Annotated in this window: 15 protein-coding genes and 1 pseudogene; 8 read left to right on the top strand and 8 right to left on the bottom strand. The window is 63.3% G+C overall.

Annotated features, from left to right (window positions below; genetic code table 11):
• Positions 1 to 19 precede the first annotated feature (19 nt).
• Positions 20 to 172, top strand: a complete 153-nt coding sequence (locus tag ACWA13_RS03720; RefSeq protein WP_463936834.1) for a hypothetical protein — start codon at positions 20 to 22, stop codon at positions 170 to 172.
• 826 nt (positions 173 to 998) lie between these two features.
• Here the strand turns inward: ACWA13_RS03720 and ACWA13_RS03715 are convergent.
• The 5 genes and pseudogenes from ACWA13_RS03715 to ACWA13_RS03695 all read right to left on the bottom strand — a co-directional run bounded on the left by ACWA13_RS03715 (position 999) and on the right by ACWA13_RS03695 (position 8194).
• Entirely contained in the window at positions 999 to 1688 is a 690-nt protein-coding gene (locus ACWA13_RS03715; protein ID WP_463936833.1) for a DUF4190 domain-containing protein, read from the bottom strand.
• Between the two features lie 177 nt (positions 1689 to 1865).
• Positions 1866 to 3101, bottom strand: coding sequence for an endonuclease/exonuclease/phosphatase family protein (locus ACWA13_RS03710; protein ID WP_463936832.1), 1236 nt, complete (start codon positions 3099 to 3101; stop codon positions 1866 to 1868).
• A 94-nt stretch (positions 3102 to 3195) separates the two neighbouring features.
• Positions 3196 to 6702, bottom strand: coding sequence for a choice-of-anchor I family protein (locus tag ACWA13_RS03705; RefSeq protein ID WP_463936831.1), 3507 nt, complete (start codon positions 6700 to 6702; stop codon positions 3196 to 3198).
• 363 nt (positions 6703 to 7065) lie between these two features.
• Positions 7066 to 7524: pseudogene (locus ACWA13_RS03700) on the bottom strand (DUF805 domain-containing protein).
• 364 nt (positions 7525 to 7888) lie between these two features.
• Positions 7889 to 8194, bottom strand: a complete 306-nt coding sequence (locus ACWA13_RS03695) for a hypothetical protein (protein WP_463936830.1) — start codon at positions 8192 to 8194, stop codon at positions 7889 to 7891.
• A gap of 236 nt (positions 8195 to 8430) precedes the next feature.
• On the opposite strand from ACWA13_RS03695, the gene ACWA13_RS03690 reads away from it, so the two are divergent.
• Complete coding sequence (locus tag ACWA13_RS03690) at positions 8431 to 8634, top strand: hypothetical protein (protein ID WP_463936829.1); 204 nt, start codon at positions 8431 to 8433, stop codon at positions 8632 to 8634.
• Positions 8635 to 8731: 97 nt separating this feature from the next.
• Here ACWA13_RS03690 and ACWA13_RS03685 read toward each other — a convergent pair whose 3' ends face one another.
• Positions 8732 to 9508 carry a type 1 glutamine amidotransferase domain-containing protein gene (locus ACWA13_RS03685; RefSeq protein ID WP_463936828.1) on the bottom strand — a complete coding sequence of 259 codons (777 nt, stop codon included), beginning with the start codon at positions 9506 to 9508 and terminating at the stop codon, positions 8732 to 8734.
• 154 nt (positions 9509 to 9662) lie between these two features.
• Here ACWA13_RS03685 and ACWA13_RS03680 point away from each other — a divergent pair, with 154 nt between their 5' ends.
• The gene (locus ACWA13_RS03680) at positions 9663 to 10136 is read left to right on the top strand and encodes a cupin domain-containing protein (RefSeq protein WP_463936827.1); all 474 of its coding nucleotides are present in this window, start codon (positions 9663 to 9665) and stop codon (positions 10134 to 10136) included.
• Positions 10137 to 10185: 49 nt separating this feature from the next.
• Here ACWA13_RS03680 and ACWA13_RS03675 read toward each other — a convergent pair whose 3' ends face one another.
• Together ACWA13_RS03675 and ACWA13_RS03670 are read right to left on the bottom strand one after the other, a co-directional pair.
• Positions 10186 to 11133, bottom strand: coding sequence for an oxygenase MpaB family protein (locus tag ACWA13_RS03675; protein WP_463936826.1), 948 nt, complete (start codon positions 11131 to 11133; stop codon positions 10186 to 10188).
• Between the two features lie 89 nt (positions 11134 to 11222).
• Positions 11223 to 11597 (bottom strand): hypothetical protein, encoded by a 375-nt coding sequence (locus ACWA13_RS03670; protein ID WP_463936825.1) that lies wholly within the window; start codon positions 11595 to 11597, stop codon positions 11223 to 11225.
• Positions 11598 to 11859: 262 nt separating this feature from the next.
• On the opposite strand from ACWA13_RS03670, the gene ACWA13_RS03665 reads away from it, so the two are divergent.
• The 5 genes from ACWA13_RS03665 to ACWA13_RS03645 all read left to right on the top strand — a co-directional run bounded on the left by ACWA13_RS03665 (position 11860) and on the right by ACWA13_RS03645 (position 17445).
• Entirely contained in the window at positions 11860 to 12528 is a 669-nt protein-coding gene (locus tag ACWA13_RS03665; RefSeq protein WP_463936824.1) for a hypothetical protein, read from the top strand.
• 81 nt (positions 12529 to 12609) lie between these two features.
• Positions 12610 to 13350 (top strand): YcnI family copper-binding membrane protein, encoded by a 741-nt coding sequence (locus ACWA13_RS03660; RefSeq protein ID WP_463936823.1) that lies wholly within the window; start codon positions 12610 to 12612, stop codon positions 13348 to 13350.
• 116 nt (positions 13351 to 13466) lie between these two features.
• Positions 13467 to 14093 (top strand): DUF4232 domain-containing protein, encoded by a 627-nt coding sequence (locus ACWA13_RS03655; protein ID WP_463936822.1) that lies wholly within the window; start codon positions 13467 to 13469, stop codon positions 14091 to 14093.
• Between the two features lie 113 nt (positions 14094 to 14206).
• On the top strand, positions 14207 to 15760 hold the full coding sequence (locus tag ACWA13_RS03650) for an FAD-dependent oxidoreductase (RefSeq protein ID WP_463936821.1): 1554 nt from the start codon (positions 14207 to 14209) through the stop codon (positions 15758 to 15760).
• A 170-nt stretch (positions 15761 to 15930) separates the two neighbouring features.
• Positions 15931 to 17445, top strand: coding sequence for a glycosyltransferase family 39 protein (locus ACWA13_RS03645; protein ID WP_463936820.1), 1515 nt, complete (start codon positions 15931 to 15933; stop codon positions 17443 to 17445).
• Positions 17446 to 17679: the final 234 nt, after the last annotated feature.

Here is a 17679-nt window from a genome sequence, read left to right as displayed (position 1 = left end):
CAAGTCACGGAAAACCTTCTTGTTTACCGGTAGCTCAGTCGCCTCCACCGCCGCCGCCTCCATCACTGCCGCCGGCGGCACCAGCGCCAGCATCGGGGCCATCGTTGTTACCCATGAGAGCTGCTCCCCCTGCAACAGCAGCAGACCCGCCGCCGTCGTGTCCTTGGGTTGAGCTCTTTCTATGCTCAGACTTCCTGGCGCTCCTTACCACCCCGAGGATAATAAGCACCGCTACTACAAGGATGAGCCCGAAGATCAGTGCACCAGTTGGTTCCATGGTCAGATTCCCGTCGTTTAGATCTCGCTTCAGTCTTGGAATCTACACCGACACCTACGACACCCACGAGAGGAAAGCAGTCCTACCGCTTCGAATTGTTGACCCGAACCCGCTACTTGAGTTGCTCGTGCGGCATTGGAATGTGCACTGCGGGGTCGCACTCGAACATGGGCGGGTTCTGATCCAGAGGATCCAGCAGACACCGACTCTCCTGGCCGTCGAATACTACCCGGACGTATCCGGGTTCTCTCGGTCTCCTCGGGGTGTGCACGAAGCGAATAACTTCGCCACCCCTGGACTCCACCTTGGCCGTGATCTCTGCTTCACTCTGGGCTCTTCCACCAGGTAGATGTAGGACAGATTTGCCCCTACCGTCAGTAGGACGATAGCCATGAACACGTTGCGCACCGGGTCCATGACTTGCCGGCGTCGCTTCCTGCGCTCTATCCGGAGCTTCCTGGCACGGATCCCGGACCCGCTGCTTGAGCTAGTCATGCGGCACTGGGATGTACGCTGCGGGGTCGCACTTCGAACACGGCAGGATCCTGCTCCAAAAGGTGCAATGCACAGCGGGTCTGCTCGCCTCAAACACGACATCCCTCCCGCTCCCGTTACCTGCGCTGGTCATAGGGGCCATCTTTGCCGGCCACGCCCAGCCCAATAGCAAAAAACACCCTGTGCACTCCTTTCCGGAGCGCACAGGGTGTTCAGACCAGCAGGCCTACTGTCCAGCGGCAGCCAGGGTCTGGCAGGCCGCGATGTCGTTCCCGACTACGGTCTCCATTGCCGCGACTTCCTCGGGCAAAGCACCGGTCTCGTGGCCATGGGCCAGCATGAACTCATAGAAATCTGAGTAAGCGGCCTGGTTTGGGCCGGGAGCAGAGGCGAGTGCCTTGAATACCGCCGACGACGCAGCATCCCTGTCTTCCTCATTGGCGGCGGCTATGTTCGTTATGCCCTCCGTCAGCACTGCACAGAATTCCGGTGATACCGTTCCGGCGCCCTGAGCGGAATCAGTGGGCAGCTCACCGGTGGTCACGGGGGTTTTCTGCTGTGCGATGGCTTCCTGCTGCTCTGCGACATCGACTGCTGCCTGGCCAGCGGAGATACCGACCATGATCATTACGACGATCATCACGGCACCCGCCACAATTCCGACATAACCCAGAATCACGCCGGCCAGCGCGAGGCCACGGCCTTTTTCGCCTGTCCTTTTAATCTGGGACAAGGCGATGTGCCCGGTGATGATCGCAGCCAGGGAGACGACGAAAGCGCTCACTAGCGAGATGATCGCCAAAACGTTGTACTTCGGCTCGGGCTGCAGCTGCGGCGCGCCCTGGTAACCGTTCCCGTGGGGGTAGCTTTCCGTGGGGACAGCGGGCGCGTCAAAGGGCGGGATGTTGTTGCTCATGGAGTTCAGGTCTCAATTTCATTTTCTGGGTGAACGACTAGCAGGTAGAGCTTCTTCACCTTTAGCCTAACGTATGGAGTAACTCGGCCAAGAGCCAGAAGCTCGGGGACAACTGGCATATCTCGCTGGTAGTGCCACCAATTCAGCAGGAAACCAACGGGATCATATTCAGTGAGTTCAGCCGCGGACCTGCATGTCCACCCAGACGAGACGGTGGTCGCTGCTGGGAAATGGATAAACACCGGTCAGCCGCGAAAGAGGGTCAGCCTGGGTAGGCCAAAACACCCCGGCGTCGAGCACTTTGGACCCGCGTGAGGGCAGCACGTAATCCGCCCTCAGATTCCCGGGTGCGGTGTCCGCGAAGTCAGCGGTGTCATAGCGAGGGTCACCGTCATGCGTGGCATTCGCGCCGCCCTGCAGTGCTGCTGCTTCCGGCGCACCTTCGGAGGCCGGCAGCGGGTCCACAACACGCTTGCTGTCAAGGAGCTGGTTGATCGCGGCGTCAACAGAGTCACCATCAAACGGGTCGGCATTCTGGTCGCCCACGATGACGAACGGTTCGCTCGGCTTCAGCCCACGCCCGGTACCTTCGTCGTCAACAATGTACGCCGACTTGCCCGGGGTAACGTAGTCAGCCCAGAACCGGATCTCATCATGGTTGCGGCGGCCGTTCCGGTCCTCGGGGCCGTCGAAAGTTGGCGGCGTTGGGTGGGAGGCGAGCACGTGCACCGTTTCGCGACCGACCTTCACCGGAACATCCCAGTGCGACTTGCTCGACAGGCGCACCACATCAAGCTCCTCCGGGGAAAACCAGTCCGCCGGTTCGGGCGTCGCCAGGTCGTCAGGCAAAAGCGCACCTGGCATGTCTTTCCACAGGAAGTTCTGGAACGTCCGCACTTCCTCCGTCACGATCGGATACTTCGACAGGATCGCCATGCCGTATTGGCCCTCAAACGCACCGAAACCGAAGGCGTCGTCGCCCCCCGCTATGCGCCCGTCATTGTTCAGGTCGAATCCGCTGGGAATTCCGGTGTTCGACGGCGCTACGTAGGCGTAGGGGTAATCGACAGGGTCTGCCCCGCCTTGACTGACGGCGAGGTAGTTGTCGCGGAACAAATCGGCCGCACGCATTCCCGGCACGTAGTCGAACTCGTTCAGCAAGATGATGTCCGGGTCCGCCCGCTGAATGACCTCGGCAACGGTACGCGCCTGCTGGTCATCCGGGGTGCTGAGATCCGCCTCAAGCTCGCCGGCGCTTGCCCGGTTGAGCGACAGATTGTAGGTGGCAACCCGCAGGTCGACCGCGTGATTCTTCTTGGGCTCTGCGGCTGCCGGGACTCCGCCGAAACCGACGGTAAGGCCGCCAAGAATGACAGCGGTGACGGCGGCGGTGAGTGGGCGGTTCGTGGACATGGAAACTCCTTGGCGGCGGAAATGGCGGGACGAAGGACGGAACTCTATGGAGATGCCCGGCGCGTGCTGCGCCGGGCATCTTTACTGCGCTGGTTCAGTTCACGGAAACGTCATTTTCCGCGTGCTGACGGCGTCGGAACAGCAGGAATGCGGCACCCAGCAGCGCGAGGACAACACCCGCCCCGGCGATCAGCAGGACGTTGGTTCCGGTCTGCGCCAGGTTTCCGCCGGGACTGAAGTAACCACCGCCGTCGCTTCCAGCGCTGGAACCATCACCTGAACCACCGCCAGCGATCGGATCCACGGACGGCTCGGTCGTCGGCCCGTCGGTCGGGTCGTCGGTCGGCGTAGGTGCCGGGCCGGGCTCGACGGCGATTGCCGCTCGGCCCAGTGGAGCCGGCTCGACAATGCCGAACTCCTCGAAGTATCCGACGGCCGCGATGAGATCGATCTGGCCGCTGTCTGCCCGGTTCGTGCCTGCAGCGAGGGTCGTGAAGTTGTCGCCACCGGCGGCCAGGAACGAGTTGGTCGTCACCCGGAACACTTGACCATCGGTGACGGGCTCACCCTGGAAGTACATGGCGACGATGTGCTCACCGCGCGGCGCATCAGGAAGGTACGTGTAGGTGAATCCTACCGAGACGCCGAGGTGCAGCTTGGACCGTGACGAGCCTTCCGGCTGCCACTGCTCTTCGAGCACCTGCTTCAGTTGGACTCCCGTGAGGTCCATGGTGAAGAGCGTGTTGCCGAACGGCTGCACGCTTGCCACCTCCTTGTACGTGACGGTGCCGTCCTCGCCATACAGCAGATCAGCACGAAGGCCCCCGGGGTTCATCAGCGCGATCTGCGCGGACTCACCGCCGAAGCTGTCATTCGACGTCGCCCACAGCTGCATGTCCGCAACGAGGTTTCCGAGGGAAGACTCGACGCCGCGATCGGAACCATTCGTCCCGCCGCGGAGAATGTCAGCGGTGATGGAGCCTACCGGTTTAGCGCCTTCTTCCGCAGCGGCCGCACTGGCTGCAGCAACAATGCCTGCAACTTCCGGGTCCGCCTCGTACAGCGGAAGGTTCTCCTTACCGACCTCCTCGGTCAGCGGCAGCAGCGCCGACGAAATCGACACAATCGTGTTGTCGGCACGGTCCACCTCAATCTGCAACTGGTCCAGCGTGGTGCCGTACTGGCCCGCCTGCAAAACGGGCCGCTCCCGCCCGTCCTCCCAGCCGGCTACCGGGAACGAACAGTTGTACTGCTGGTGGGTGTGGCCGGAAAGGATCGCGTCGATCCCGACACCAGCGCCACGCACCAGCTGTCCATACGCCGTCGCCTCCGTGGCAATGACGGCACAGTCGTCGGTTTCAGAGCCATCATGGGCGAGCAATACCAGGACGTCGGCCTCCCCGTTGGCGGCGTCGCCGTCCTTGAGCTGCGCCGCCACTCGGTTGGCTGCTTCGAGCTGGCTGCCGAACTTGAGCCCCTCGATTCCGGCAGGTGAGACTGCCGACGGCGTTGACTCGGTCACGGTGCCAATGAAGCCGACGCGAACACCATCGACCTCTTCTATGTAGTACTCATCCAGCGCGGGCTCACCTGTTCCGGCGTCGTACACGTTTGCCCCAAGGCCAAACTGCGTGCCGCCGTAACCCGGCAGTACGCGTCCGGTCAGGTCGGCGAAACCGCGGTCGAACTCGTGGTTGCCCACGGCGGAGGTATCCAGCCCGGCCTCGCGGAGAGCGTCGATGGTCGGGGTGTCCTCCTGGGAGAAGGACGTGAACGTGGAAGCGCCGATGTTGTCACCGGCCGAAACGAAAAGCGTGTTCGGGTTGGCGGCCCGCAACTCGTTCACGGCACCGGCCAAAACGGCTGCGCCCGCTTCCTCGCCGTTGGCCTCGATGTGCCCGTGGAAGTCGTTGATACCGAGTACCTGGATGGTCGTTAGATCAGAAACGGTGCCGATGCTGAAGAGTGTCGTGGTGCCGGACACCTCATTGCCTACGGCGAGCATCGGCTCCCCCGTTGGCGAGCCGTCTGCGGGGATGAAAGCCAGCCCCTCGGGGCCAAGATCCCCCGCCTGTGCCAGGTCCCCGCCATCTTCCACGGACTGGGAGAAGTCCCGGTTGTTCACATAGGTGACGAAGGTGCTGGTGGCGGGATCGGTGATGTCGTAGACGGCGATGCCACCGACACGCTCGAAGCCCATAAACGCGTAGGTGCGCCCGCCTACCTCACCGATCGCGAGGTTCTCGGGCTCCGGGCCCTTGTCGTCGCTGCGGCCCTCGAGGTTTGACTCTGAATGGTTGGAATTGAAGAAGGCAGGGTTGGCGGCGGCGGTGATGCGTTCAAAATCCTCCCCGGAGTCAAAGACCTGCTCACCAGTGGTGGTCCAGATGGAGAAGGAGCGGCTTCCGAACGCGTAAAGCTCTTCGTAACAGCCTGCACCGGTAAGTCCGCTGGCCGTGCTGATGTTCAGGCGGCCGAGGTCGGCGTCGCCGGTTAGACCGATGAGCGGGCTCGTCTCACAAAGCGGCGCCAGGCCGTCCTCGCCGAGATCCTTGATACGTGCGGGCTCGGCGTAACTGCCCCATTCGCGGGCGTCTCCCTCATTGGCGGTTACCAGGTACGTCTGGCCGCCGGCAGTGTAGGCGTTGATCCCGTCCGGCATGTACAGACCGTTCAAGCCCTCAAAGGTGCGGATATTCACGGCCGGCGCGCCTTGGGGATCGCGGTCCGAGGCGTCGAGCCCGTTGCCGGGAAGCCCGTGATCCTTCGCACCGAGTGGCCAGATGCCGGTAACGGTGGCAGTAGCGAGGTCAACGACGGCTACTGCATTTGCCTCCTGCAGCACGACATAGGCGGTACCGCCGTCGATCGCCACGTACTCTGGCTCCAGGCCCTCCGACACCGGCTTCATCGAACCTGGTATCCCCGCGAAGACACGAACGCCATCGGGCAGTACCTTGCCGCCGCCGGCCTCGAAGGCGCCGAAACCCGCGGTGCGAACCGCTTCCTGGGCGGGCGCGGCGACTATGCCGGGAAGCGAGACGACGCTCATCGAGCCCTCGGGATCGACCGAATAGTCGTCGTTTGGTTCGCCCTCGTTGGCAACGACCGCCACGGTACCGTCCTTGGAGATGCTCACCATGTCCGGCAGCGCGCCGACCTGCACTGAACCGAGGGCGCCGCCGTCGCCTGCTGCGTTGAAGAAGACGAGCGATCCGGGCTCGGTCTTGACGGGTGCTTCAAGCGCAATGACGCCGAGCCCGTCCGGGCGAATCGAAACCGAGTTCGCCACGCCGTCGCCCTCGATGGTGAAAAGCTTGACCGGAGCGGTCGGATCGGCGACATCAAGCACGTCCACCGCGCCCAGCTGGGCGTTCACGACGAACATGCGCTTGCTGCCCGCGTGATAGGCGACTATCTCGGCCGCTGACTCGTCAAACACCCCGCTCTCGTAGGAGCCGAGCGGAGTCAGGGCCAGCGCGGCGCCAGGAGCCGAGTAACTGATGGGAGAGGGTACGACGGCGGCACTCGCCGGGAGTGCCAAGAGGCAGGCGCCCATCACGGCGGCGGCAGCAACGGCTGCAACACCTTTCGTGATCATACGAGGGAACGAACTGGACGGAGGCATGTTTCTCCCGGGTCGAAAGTCGGTGGCGTCCTTGCCTGTATACGGTCCGAAGATGGAGGCAAGATGAACGGATGGCGACAGCCACGTGGCAGCCCTGGGGACCACTTGGCGAAGCGTGGACTGCCTGCGGTTGTTGCGCCTCAACCCAGCACCCCGTGCCGTATACGCCTGCCACCCGTCTTTGATGAAATCGCCATCCCACCCGACGGCGACACCGCCGGCCGGTCCCAGCAATCGTCTCCGCAGTTCATGCCGGGAACCGCGCACAGGTTGTTAACTGCCTGAAGGTTGCACCGAGCGTTCGTCGATGCAACCTTCAGCATGTGCTGCAGCGTGTCATCGAGGATCGAAGCGGTGTCCTTCCGCCTTGGACGGCATCAACGCCAGAATGTAAACAACCAGACCGCCAACAAAGGGAACAAGCCCAAAGAACGCAAACGGACCTGCCAGATTTGCATCATGCAGGCGCCGTCAGAGCAACGACAGCTGAGGCACCAACAGCGCCAACCCCAGAACGACGACAAGAATGAAACCAACCACCATCAGACCGCCAGTAGGCGCGTTCACGATCCCGGGAGGGCCTTCATAGAAAACTTCCTGCCCCGTGGCCGGATCGAAACCCATGGACTGTACGACAGGGTTCTGCTGAGCCCAGACAGTACTGGCCACGATCCCGGCCGTCATCGCGACATACGGCACCACCATCACCAGAAAAACAAAAAGCTGGCTCCACCAGAACTCACTCCGCGAGGCGCGACCCGCGAACTTGGCATACTTCGCAAAGAACCGCTTCACCGACCTACCAAACGACGCGCCATAATGAGGCGCCTCAAAAAAATTTCACTGAATCGAAATGCATACCGTCCCGGACTCATGGCGCCATCAGGCCACCCAAGCAAAACAGCCTTGTGGTTTCTGACTTGATCGACACTGGTCCGCGCTTCCTTTGGACCGCCAACGGCACCATAGCTTTCCAGCTTCTCCGCCTCGGTATAGAACTGTCTCGTCGTTCAGATGCCTAGAAGTAGTGAGCCCCGTGGTTGCCGCCTCCGGAGATAGACACATAAGATTCCAGCGTGGTACGGCCCGCCTTGCGAATCGCCGAACATCTGAATGTAGTCCAGATACGCCTCGGTTCACTGGATAACGGGCGACCCGTTCAAGCGCTGCCGCCGGTGGCGACTTCTATTGCCGCTGCCCGCAGTTCCCTCAGCAACTTTGCGACACGGTCATTCACCTCGACATCCGCTTTTCCGTCAACCATGACCACTACGTCATTTAAGCTGCCCGTGCCGCGATATGCCGAAAGGATGCCTCTGGCGACTTCCTTTTGCCCCCCTGGGAAACTACTGGACGCACGGAGAGCCGACAACATGCCTTCAAAAAATCCCGCCTCTGGCTCATAGGAGAAGCTCCTAAAAACCGTGGCAAGTTCTGCCGTGATCTGCTCCAAAGATGAGGTCATTTCAAACTCCATGAATCGGTGACATTGACGTTCGAGAGTGTCCAAGGCTGCTCAACCAGAATCTGTTCTGTGCCACCCATATACAATCCTCCCTGGTTCGCCACTTCACCCCTGTATATGACGGTACCTGGGGGAACTGTACGGCAAATCCTGTGTCAAGCGGGGCACGCTTTCCCCCTGGCCACACCGGAGGAACCGCTTTATCGATACGCGTTTGCCCGGGCAAACCGTCGCAAATGCTCGAAGCAGTAGCCGGCGGCGAAAAGGGGATACGGTTCTCTGACGGCTGTGGCGGGGCACTGGCCGTGGACAGCTCGGGACTGACTGTAACAGCCCTGCAGATCACGCCCCAGTGCACCGTGCGGGCCAGTGTCGGGAACTTCACCGAGCTTCAATCTCCGAGTTTCGGCATCACGTCGCGGGAAAGCTCCATCGGCTGACGTTCCTCATGCCAGGCGGCTCACCATCACCGGCGTCGTGCAAAAAAGACGGCCACCCCGTCGTCGGGATGGCCGTCAGTTTCCGTTCGTTGTGGGGTTAGTGCTCCGCTTCTGCGGCCGCCTTCTTGGCGTTCTTTTCGGCGTCCTTCTCGGCGCGCAGCACCTCTGTGTCGTGCTGTTCTTCCGCTTTTTCCTGGTGGATAACCTCGGCGAAAAGCTTCTCCATTTCCTTGGCGACGCCTGCGGCTGAGGCCGGGTTCTGGCCGGTCACCAGCCGCTCGTCAACCACCACCTTCTCCTCAAAAACTTCGGCGGAGACGTGGGTGGCGCCCTGTTCCTCAAGTCGGTCTGCCAGGAAGAACGGGATGACCTTGTCCTTCCCTGCGGCAACCTCTTCGTCGTTGGTGAAGGCGGCCACCTTCCGGCCTTCAACGAGGCGGAACCCGTTGTCCAATTCCACGTTCAACAGACCCGCCGGGCCATGGCAGACCGCGCCAACGAGGCCGCCGGCGTTGTACACGCTGGCCACGAGGTTCTGCAGGCCTTCGCTGTCCGGGAAGTCCCACATGGTGCCGTGGCCGCCTACGAGGTAGACGGCGTCATACTGGTCGGGATCAACGACGTCGACCCGGGCAGTGTTGAAGAGGCCGGCGCGGGTAGTCTCGTCCTCCGTGAAGGCCACCTGGATGGGGTCTGATGTGTCCACTTCATCGCGCGGTGGCTGGCCGCCCTTAATGGACGCAAAGTCGACGAAATGCCCGGAATCCTTGAAGACCTTCCAGGGATGTGCAGCCTCGGCCACGTTGTAGCCGGTCTTCTTTCCCGTATTGCCAATCTCGGAAACGCTGGTCAGTACCATGAGGATTTTCTTCATGAAGTGCTCCTTTCGTCCAACTTCCACCCTACTCCCGTCACTACAGGCCCCGCTCCCCCAACCCGGCTACTGGCTGGGTTGGCAACGATGCGGACAGCAGCAATCAGCTGTTTCCGGCCTTGGCGAACTATTGGGAATGGTACAGAATGCGAGCATGGACATCACCGATAACGGACCACAGCCGAACGCCTTCAACATCGAAAGCGCCACGACGGAAAATGCCGCCTACCGCCGCGTGGCCTGGACGGGCAAGCACCTGCAGGTGACGCTCATGTCCATCGAACCCGGCGCTGCGATTGGCCTTGAAGTGCATCACGGGACCGACCAGTTCCTGCGCATCGATGCCGGGAAGGGCCGCGTGAAGATGGGGCCTTCGAAGGACGATCTCCCGTTCCAGAAAGACGTCACGGACGGTTGGAGCATTCAGGTGCCGGCAGGCACCTGGCACGACGTCGAGAACACCGGAGACGAAGCACTCCGCCTCTACACAATCTACGCGCCCACCCATCATGCCCAGGGCATCGTCCAGGAGACACCTGAGGATGCTGACAAGGACGAGGAGAAGGGCCTTGACGAGCCGCCGGAATGGGTCGAGGAAATTGACGACAAGGGCGAAGAGACCGCCTAAAGCGCTGACCTGAGGTTTCGACGGCGGCAACCGGACAGCATGCCCTCTGTTACACACCCGGACTTCCGGGGCCCTCAGGCGTCCGTTGCACATCGGCCGCCAACCGGCGCAGCCGTTTCAGGGCAGCCTGCTGGCTTGGAGCATCGCGTCCCAAGGCCAGGTGTACGAGGCTTAGCGTCACCCTCGTTGCCAATTTCACGGGAAGTGGAATGGGACCGACCCGCGCCGTTTTTAAGCCCAGCAGCTCCCGGTACTTCGGCTCCAGGCTGGTCACGGCGGCTGCGAAGAGCACCCTGTAGCCGGGTTTGAAGGCCGGATGGATGGGCGGATCCTTAATAAAAGCGACGGTTTCCGCAACCCGCTCGTCGGAAACCAGCTCGCCGTCGTCGTACCATCGGTCCAGCTGCCGGCGCATCTCCTCCTCGGTGAGCGGCGGCGAGGGCACTCCCATCAGTAACCCCGCCTGCGCCCATTCGCGCACGTAGGCATCCGGCCCTCCGGGAATGGGACCGCCCCAGAGCTTGTGGGCAGCGAGGAAAGCGTCCGTGAAAGCTATGTGGACCCAGCGGAGGAGCTCGGGATCGTTCGCTGAATAGCTTTGGGAACGGCCCGCGCCATCCACATATGTTCCGCGCACGCGTTCATGCAGCCGGAGGACCCAGTCAGAGGCTTCACGGGCGGCCGCAGTGGAACCGTAGCTGACAGTGAAGACCCACCGGATGGTCCCGGCGAGCCGGCCTAACGGGTCTTCGCGGAAACGGGAGTGGTCGTGCACGCCGGCGAGCGCTCCTGGATGCAACGCCTGCATCAGAAGCGCCCGAATTCCGGCTACGATCGTCGGCATTCCCCCATGCACTGTCCAAACGGCCGAACCAGGCAGGTGATAGCCGGCATCGTCTCCCTCGGCGAGCCTGCTCACCCATTCCGGAACCGCGTCCGGCGTGCCCGTAAAGGTCCGTTTAAGTTCGCCCCGCCACTTCGTGAGGAAGTTGAACATCCCGCATCCTTTCCTGCCAATCCGCGGGTTTGCACAGCGGGGACGACCCAAAGTGGAGCAATTCCGCCGGCAACACGGCGGATGCAGCCCTACATCGGGTCGGTGCCGGACCCCATCCTGGTGCCGGTCCCGCCGCTGCCACCCTGATCCCCTTTATGCCCACGCAGGTTTTCCTGGACCTTTCCGAACAGGTCCTTGATGGTGGACTCGGTGTTGGTCAGCACGTCCGGCTGAAGGTAGATGGTCTGGCTGGTGGAAAGGGTGTAAGCGGACTTCAGGTCGCCCTGGTCCGAGGCCCCCTCCAGCGCGATGGTGGTGGTCCCTCCGCGGCGGGCGATGGCCGCGATCCTTCCAAACACCTGGACTTCGTCATCAGTCTCGAAACTGACGGTCTGGCCTACATGGGTTCGGTTAATTGCACCGACTGACGTTGCCTTTTCATTGCCGGTCCCTGCATAAGTCATGGTGCCCTCCTGAGGCAATGGCGGCGGCTGATGCCAGCAGTCTAGTTCCGTCCGCACTGCCCGGTACAGGACTAAACGGCGTAACTTTTGCGGCACGGAGCGAGTGCCCACCCAGCAGGTTCTCGGACCTCTGCCGTCGGCGTGCCCATAAGTGACGCATTCCGCAAGCGGAGTCCAGGCCAGCGGCCAATCCTTTAAGGGGGCTGCCCCGAATCCCAGTAGAATCTAGAGCAACCGCCGGCCCAGCAACCAGGAGGAACCCGTGCACCACAGCAGTGCCACGGTTCCACCGCACCAGGCCCTGAGCCGCAAGGTCCCCTTCCACGCGTTGCGCGCAGGCATGGTGGCCAGTGCCGTCGTCGGACTGGCTGCTGGTGCGCACGTCATCGGTGGCGGCGCCCTTCCGGCGCTGCCCATCCTGCTGGCGATCGTGACGCTTACGGGACTGGCGTCCACCACCGCCACCCGCTTCAGATTGAACGCCCCCGCCATGCTTGCCGTGCTGGGCACCGGGCAACTGCTCCTCCACGAGGCGCTGACCGCACTGAGCGCCGCCCCCGTTGCCAGCCAGAAACTTCCGGGCAGCCATGCCGGCCACAGCAGCCAGGAGCACGGTGAAGTGTTGGCCGCCATCGCCGTTGGGGGGCAAATCACGGCGGAACAGGACCACGGCTTCGCCGGCATCGGCATGGTCCTGGCGCACACCGCGGCAACACTGGCCTGCGCCGCGCTCCTGTCCCGCGGTGAGGCCGCCTTCTGGGCTCTGGCCGCGTGGTTGCGTCCGCTGGTCAACCTCCCTGAAGCTGTAGCTTTCGACGCCGGTCACTCACCGGCGGCAGCCAGCCCGCCGCCGTCGAACACCCACCGCCCTTGGCGGAACCTGAGGCAAGACAGCCGACGCGGCCCGCCTTCCGCCGTCGTATTTTCCTGACCCCACTCAAAAATCCCGCCCCGCAACGGGGCATTATTTGCCGCACGCCGTGACCATTCCGGGGTGCGCGAAAGGCACACCATGAACAGCTCCACCATCCGTCGCGCCATCTCCGCAACCGCCGTGGCCGGCGGCACAGCCGCGCTCCTGCTCACGGGCATCGGCCCGGCAGCTGCGCACGTAACCGTCACCCCGGACAAAACCGGCGCCAACGGCTACGCAGTCCTCAACTTCGCCTTCTCACACGGTTGTGAGGGTGCCGCCACCAGCAAGATCACCATCACGCTGCCGCAGGAACTCAACGCCGCAACGCCCACCGTGAACCCGAACTGGACCGTGGAAAAGGTCACCGAAACCCTGGCCGAACCCCGCACCCTCGCAGACGGCAGCAGCATCACCAGGCGCACCAGCCAGATCGTCTACACGGCCAAGGAACCCGTGGCCGATGGCCTGCGGGACACTCTGGCCCTCTCCGCCAAGCTCCCGGATATTGCCGGCACCACGCTCTTCTTCCCCACCCTCCAGACCTGTGAGACCGGGCAGACGCATTGGGCGGAGATCCCCGCGGCGGGCCAGGATCCGCACGATCTCGAGGCTCCGGCACCATCACTGACCGTTACGGAGGCAGCGGCCGAGGGAGCCGACGGGCACGGCGCGGACCAAAAAGCAGAGCCCGCCTCGGCAAGCACAACTGAGGACGCCGGAGCGAACGTCCGCAGTTGGGGAGGGCTGGTGGCGGGACTCGGCGGCCTGGCCTTGGGCGGCGTGGCGCTGGCCCGCAGCGGACGCTCCCCCAAGCAGGGCACAACAGCCGGCAACTGATACCTGAGCTGGGGAAACAGGGACTTGATGCCCGGAGCATTACGATCCGGGCATCAAAACCGGCCCAAAGCCGCGCCGCCGTTGACTCGCCGCTGCCGTACCGAAAAGGTGGAGCGATGAGGTCTCAGCGATTCACCCACGGTATTCTCCTGACGACGGCGGCCGCGGCAGGCGCCCTTCTCCTGGCCGGCTGCGGCCCAAGCCAGCCACAGACGCAGGAAACACGGACGACGTCGGCCGCCCCGACGTCGTCGATCTCCCCTTCCAGCCCCAGCACTTCGCCGAGCGCACAGCCGTCCCCGCCCTCCACCCCCGGTGCGAAGAGGTGCACCACCGAAACCCTGACCGCGTCCACCGACGCCAGCGGCGGCGGCGGCGCGGCGGGCAGCGTCTACATGACCCTGCTGCTCACCAACAGCGGAGCGGAGACCTGCATGCTAATGGGCTATCCGGGCGTGTCCCTGACCGCCGGACCGGAAGGCGAGCCCATCGGCGACCCGGCTGCACGGGAAGAATCCAAGCAGCCGGTGGAACTGCTGCTGGCCCCGGGCGAATCGGGCGGGGCGGTGCTGAGGTACGTGCAGGCCGGCAACTACCCGGACTGCACTATGACTGATGCGGCGGGCTACCGGATCTACCCGCCGGAAGACTTCGGTTCACTGTTCATTCCCCAGCCAACACGCGCCTGCAGTAACGCGGGAATCGGCCTGCTGACCATCGAATCTTTTCAACCGATGGGCTAGCAGTTCTTCGATCCTCCCTTGATACCCATCGCTTCATAAGTAGACTTACTAAATCTGCTGTTGAATCGATGGGTATTAGTGGACAAGGGCAATGACCCGGAACGGACTGCACCATGACCTCGCTGTGGCTTGACCGGAAGACCGAATTTTCCAGTGATGCATTTGTCCCAGGGAACATGTACGACACCGTTGTAGCCGGCGCCGGACTGACCGGCCTGGTGACGGCCTTGCTGCTGGCCCGCTCCGGCCAGAACGTGCTGGTCCTCGAAGCCCGGCAGCCCGCAGCCGTGACCACCGGCAACACCACCGCCAAGGTGACGCTGCTCCAGGACACCGTGCTCTCACAACTGGGCCGCCAGTACTCGCCGCGAGTGGTGAATGCCTACGTGGAGATGAACCGCGAAGGCCAAAGCTGGCTGCTCCGCTACCTTGATTCGAACAACCTGCCTTACCAGCGCCGCACGGCCTACACCTACGCCACCACCTCCGAAGGCGCGGAGAAGCTGCGGATGGAGTTCGCTGCCGCCACCTCGGTGGGCTTGGATGTCGACTACGTCCGGACTGCCGGACTGCCGTTCCACATCTCAGGCGCCATCGCACTGGCGGAGCAGGCCCAGATCAATCCGTTGGACGTCATCGAGACCCTTCTTAAGGACGTGAAGGCCCACGGCGGAACAATCGTAAGCAACGTCAGGGTCACAGGCGTCAAGGGCTCAGGACCGGCAACAGTGGAGACAAGCCGCGGCAAGGTCCGGGCGACGAGCGTAGTACTCGCGACCGGCACGCCCATCCTGGACCGGGGCCTGTACTTTGCCAAGCTCAAGCCGCAACGCTCCTACGCGGCGGCCCTGGAGATGCCGGGAACAATGCAGGCGCCGGAGGGCATGTACCTCTCCGTCGAACAGCCCACCCGGTCCTTGCGCGACTACCCGGCGGACGGAATTATTGCCTCGGATGACGGCGCCGGCGCGGGTGGCAGCGCGGGGGGTGCCAAGCCGCTGCTGCTGGTGGGCGGCAGCGGCCACCCTGTGGGCAAGGCAGATTCCGAGCAGGCGCACCTGGACGATCTGCTGAACTGGGCGCAGGCGCACTTCCCCGGCGCCCGCCCCACCCACACGTGGTCTGCCCAGGATTACCAGGCCGTCAACCTGATGCCGTTCTTCGGCAGGCTCCCCCGCGGCCGCGGGGACATCTACTTCGCCACCGCCTACAACAAGTGGGGGATGACGAATGCGGTGGGCGCCTCGTTGGGTATCTCCGCCGATATCCTCGGCGGCCAGATCCCCTGGGCGGATACCATCCATCGCCGGATCACCGCCCCACCGGCGGCCGCGTCCGCCGTCGGGCTTAATGCTGAAGTCGGAGCGACACTCGCCAAGGACTGGGCGAAGCTCCTGAAACGTCCGACGCCGGACGGGGCACCTGAGGAGGGCACCGGCGTCGTCACCCGTTCCGGGATGCGCCCGGTGGCGACCTCCACGGTGAACGGTAAAACCTGCGCCGTCAGCGGCAGGTGCACGCACCTGGGCGGCATCCTGCACTGGAACGACTCGGAGAAGACCTGGGACTGCCCGCTGCACGGTTCGCGCTTCACGCCTGAGGGCGAGAACCTGGAAGGGCCGGCCACCAATCCCTTGGCGAAGATGTCGGACTCCAGCAAAGGGTGAGGTGCGACCGTTTCCCGAGCCCGGTGTCACTGCTGGCTTCACCCGTGTCATGGCGCTGCCCGCGGTAACCCAGTTCATTCGGCGGTTCCTGTCTTGGCTGGCCGCCGCCCGTCCGCCTATGAGGGAAGCACGACGCCTGCTGGTCGAACGCCTCGGGTAACATCGCGCAGGTGACTATTGGTGCGTTAGGGACAGAGCGGAGGGACGCTGCTGCCAAAACGGGGCGCCCCGCAACCCTCCTTGTCGCCGCGCTGTTGGGGGCGGTGCAGTTGCTTGTGGGCGCGCTCACGGCGCGGTACCCGTCTTACTGGGCTGATGAAGCGGCTACCCTCACGGTGGCATCACGGCCGCTCCCTGACATGCTCAGGGTTCTTGCTGACACGGATGCGGTACACGGCGTCTACTACGCCGTGCAGGGCGCCTTCATGGCGGTGGCGGGCACGAGCCCGTTCCCTTCCCGTATGCCCTCCGTTCTCGCGGTAGCGCTGACCGTCTCCGGGGTTGTAATCCTTGGTGACCGGCTGGCAGGGCCGAAAGCTGGTACCTACGCGGGCATCGTCGCACTGTTCCTGCCCGGCCTCGCATGGACCAGCACCGAGCTTCGGTCCTTCTCCTTTACCGCGCTCCTCGCGGTAGCCGTGCTGTTGCTGCTTGAGGTGGCGACCCGGAAGAACGCTGCAGGCTGGTGGGTGGCTTATGGGCTGGTTCTTGCGCTCTCGGTGTGGGTGTTCGTGTTCTCGGCGTTACTCGTTATCCCCGCTGTGCTAATGGCGTGGTCGAGGTTGCGGCTGCGGGCGTGGCTTTGGTCTACGATTGCCGCGGCGATCGCCTCAATCCCTGTTCTGTGGTGGAGCGCCGGGCAGGCAGGGCAGGTGTCTTGGATTCAGGATGATCCGTGGGAGCTAGCTCGCAGCGTCCTTGTAGGACAGTATTTCTTTGGCCAGCGCCCCAACGAAGCTGACGGGAGCGGACTCGCACTCGTCGTCCTCCTGCTCGCCCTGGTGACAGCGGCTGCGTTGGCATGGTTCGCGATCCGCCGAGAGCCCACCCGTGAGACGTGGACACTCATCCTGTGGGTCGCCGGGCCCACACTGGTCCTGGCCGGGGTCACCCTTCTCGGGAAGCCGCTCTACGTGGAGCGGTATCTGACTTTCACAGCCCCGGGCTTGTGTCTCTGGTTCGGTGTTGCGCTGGCATCCATGCCGAAACGCGCCGGGCTGGCCGTCCTTACGGCCTTCGTCTTGGTCGCCACGCCGATCCTCGTGAGCCAGAAGATGGAGGGCTCGAAGCGGGACAACTACGCGGCCATGGCGCGATTCGTTGCCGAGGAAAAGGTGCCTTCATCCGCGGCGATCTACTCCGCGGCACAGTCCAGGGGAGTGCTGACCTCCTACCCGGACCAGTTTGCCGGTGTCGAGGACGCACTGCTGGTCACCGGGCCCGCGGAGACTAACTCCTTCTGGGGCGTGAACGAACCCGCAGACACCTTCCGGGCGGACACGTTGTTGGACCGCCAGGTATTCGTGTTCACCCAGACCGTCTACCCTCTCGACCACCCGCTCATGGCTGACCCCTACCGCTTACTCGGGGATGATCCGTACGCAGCACGCCTGCTTGACGCCGGGTGCCAACTGGACGGCGAACCGCTCGTAAACACCTACATTATCTACGTGCTCGATTGCTAAAAAGAGGCCCCATCCTTGACCGGGGTGGGCTTTCCTGCGTTTGAGATGGGCTATGAGCGGCACGCGCACGAGAAGCATTTGCACCGGCGAATTTGGACTGGCGGCGTGAGCTACCCATGAAAAAACGCTGATTTTCCTCATCATGCCAGATTTATGTGCCGCACTGGTTTGGTTTCGCGGACAGAGCTGGGGATCAACCAGGCGGCGTTCGTTGGACATCTCCGTTTCGGCGGC

Source organism: Pseudarthrobacter sp. TRD_SC_9 (genome assembly GCF_055361265.1).
This window is presented reverse-complemented; position numbering and strand designations above follow the sequence as displayed.

Coding starts and splice junctions, on each gene's coding strand:
- ACWA13_RS03715 (WP_463936833.1), bottom strand. CDS start 1,688: ATGAGCAACAACATCCCGCCCTTTGACGCGCCCGCTGTCCCCACGGAA.
- ACWA13_RS03710 (WP_463936832.1), bottom strand. CDS start 3,101: ATGTCCACGAACCGCCCACTCACCGCCGCCGTCACCGCTGTCATTCTT.
- ACWA13_RS03705 (WP_463936831.1), bottom strand. CDS start 6,702: ATGATCACGAAAGGTGTTGCAGCCGTTGCTGCCGCCGCCGTGATGGGC.
- ACWA13_RS03695 (WP_463936830.1), bottom strand. CDS start 8,194: ATGACCTCATCTTTGGAGCAGATCACGGCAGAACTTGCCACGGTTTTT.
- ACWA13_RS03690 (WP_463936829.1), top strand. CDS start 8,431: ATGCTCGAAGCAGTAGCCGGCGGCGAAAAGGGGATACGGTTCTCTGAC.
- ACWA13_RS03685 (WP_463936828.1), bottom strand. CDS start 9,508: ATGAAGAAAATCCTCATGGTACTGACCAGCGTTTCCGAGATTGGCAAT.
- ACWA13_RS03680 (WP_463936827.1), top strand. CDS start 9,663: ATGGACATCACCGATAACGGACCACAGCCGAACGCCTTCAACATCGAA.
- ACWA13_RS03675 (WP_463936826.1), bottom strand. CDS start 11,133: ATGTTCAACTTCCTCACGAAGTGGCGGGGCGAACTTAAACGGACCTTT.
- ACWA13_RS03670 (WP_463936825.1), bottom strand. CDS start 11,597: ATGACTTATGCAGGGACCGGCAATGAAAAGGCAACGTCAGTCGGTGCA.
- ACWA13_RS03660 (WP_463936823.1), top strand. CDS start 12,610: ATGAACAGCTCCACCATCCGTCGCGCCATCTCCGCAACCGCCGTGGCC.
- ACWA13_RS03655 (WP_463936822.1), top strand. CDS start 13,467: ATGAGGTCTCAGCGATTCACCCACGGTATTCTCCTGACGACGGCGGCC.
- ACWA13_RS03650 (WP_463936821.1), top strand. CDS start 14,207: ATGACCTCGCTGTGGCTTGACCGGAAGACCGAATTTTCCAGTGATGCA.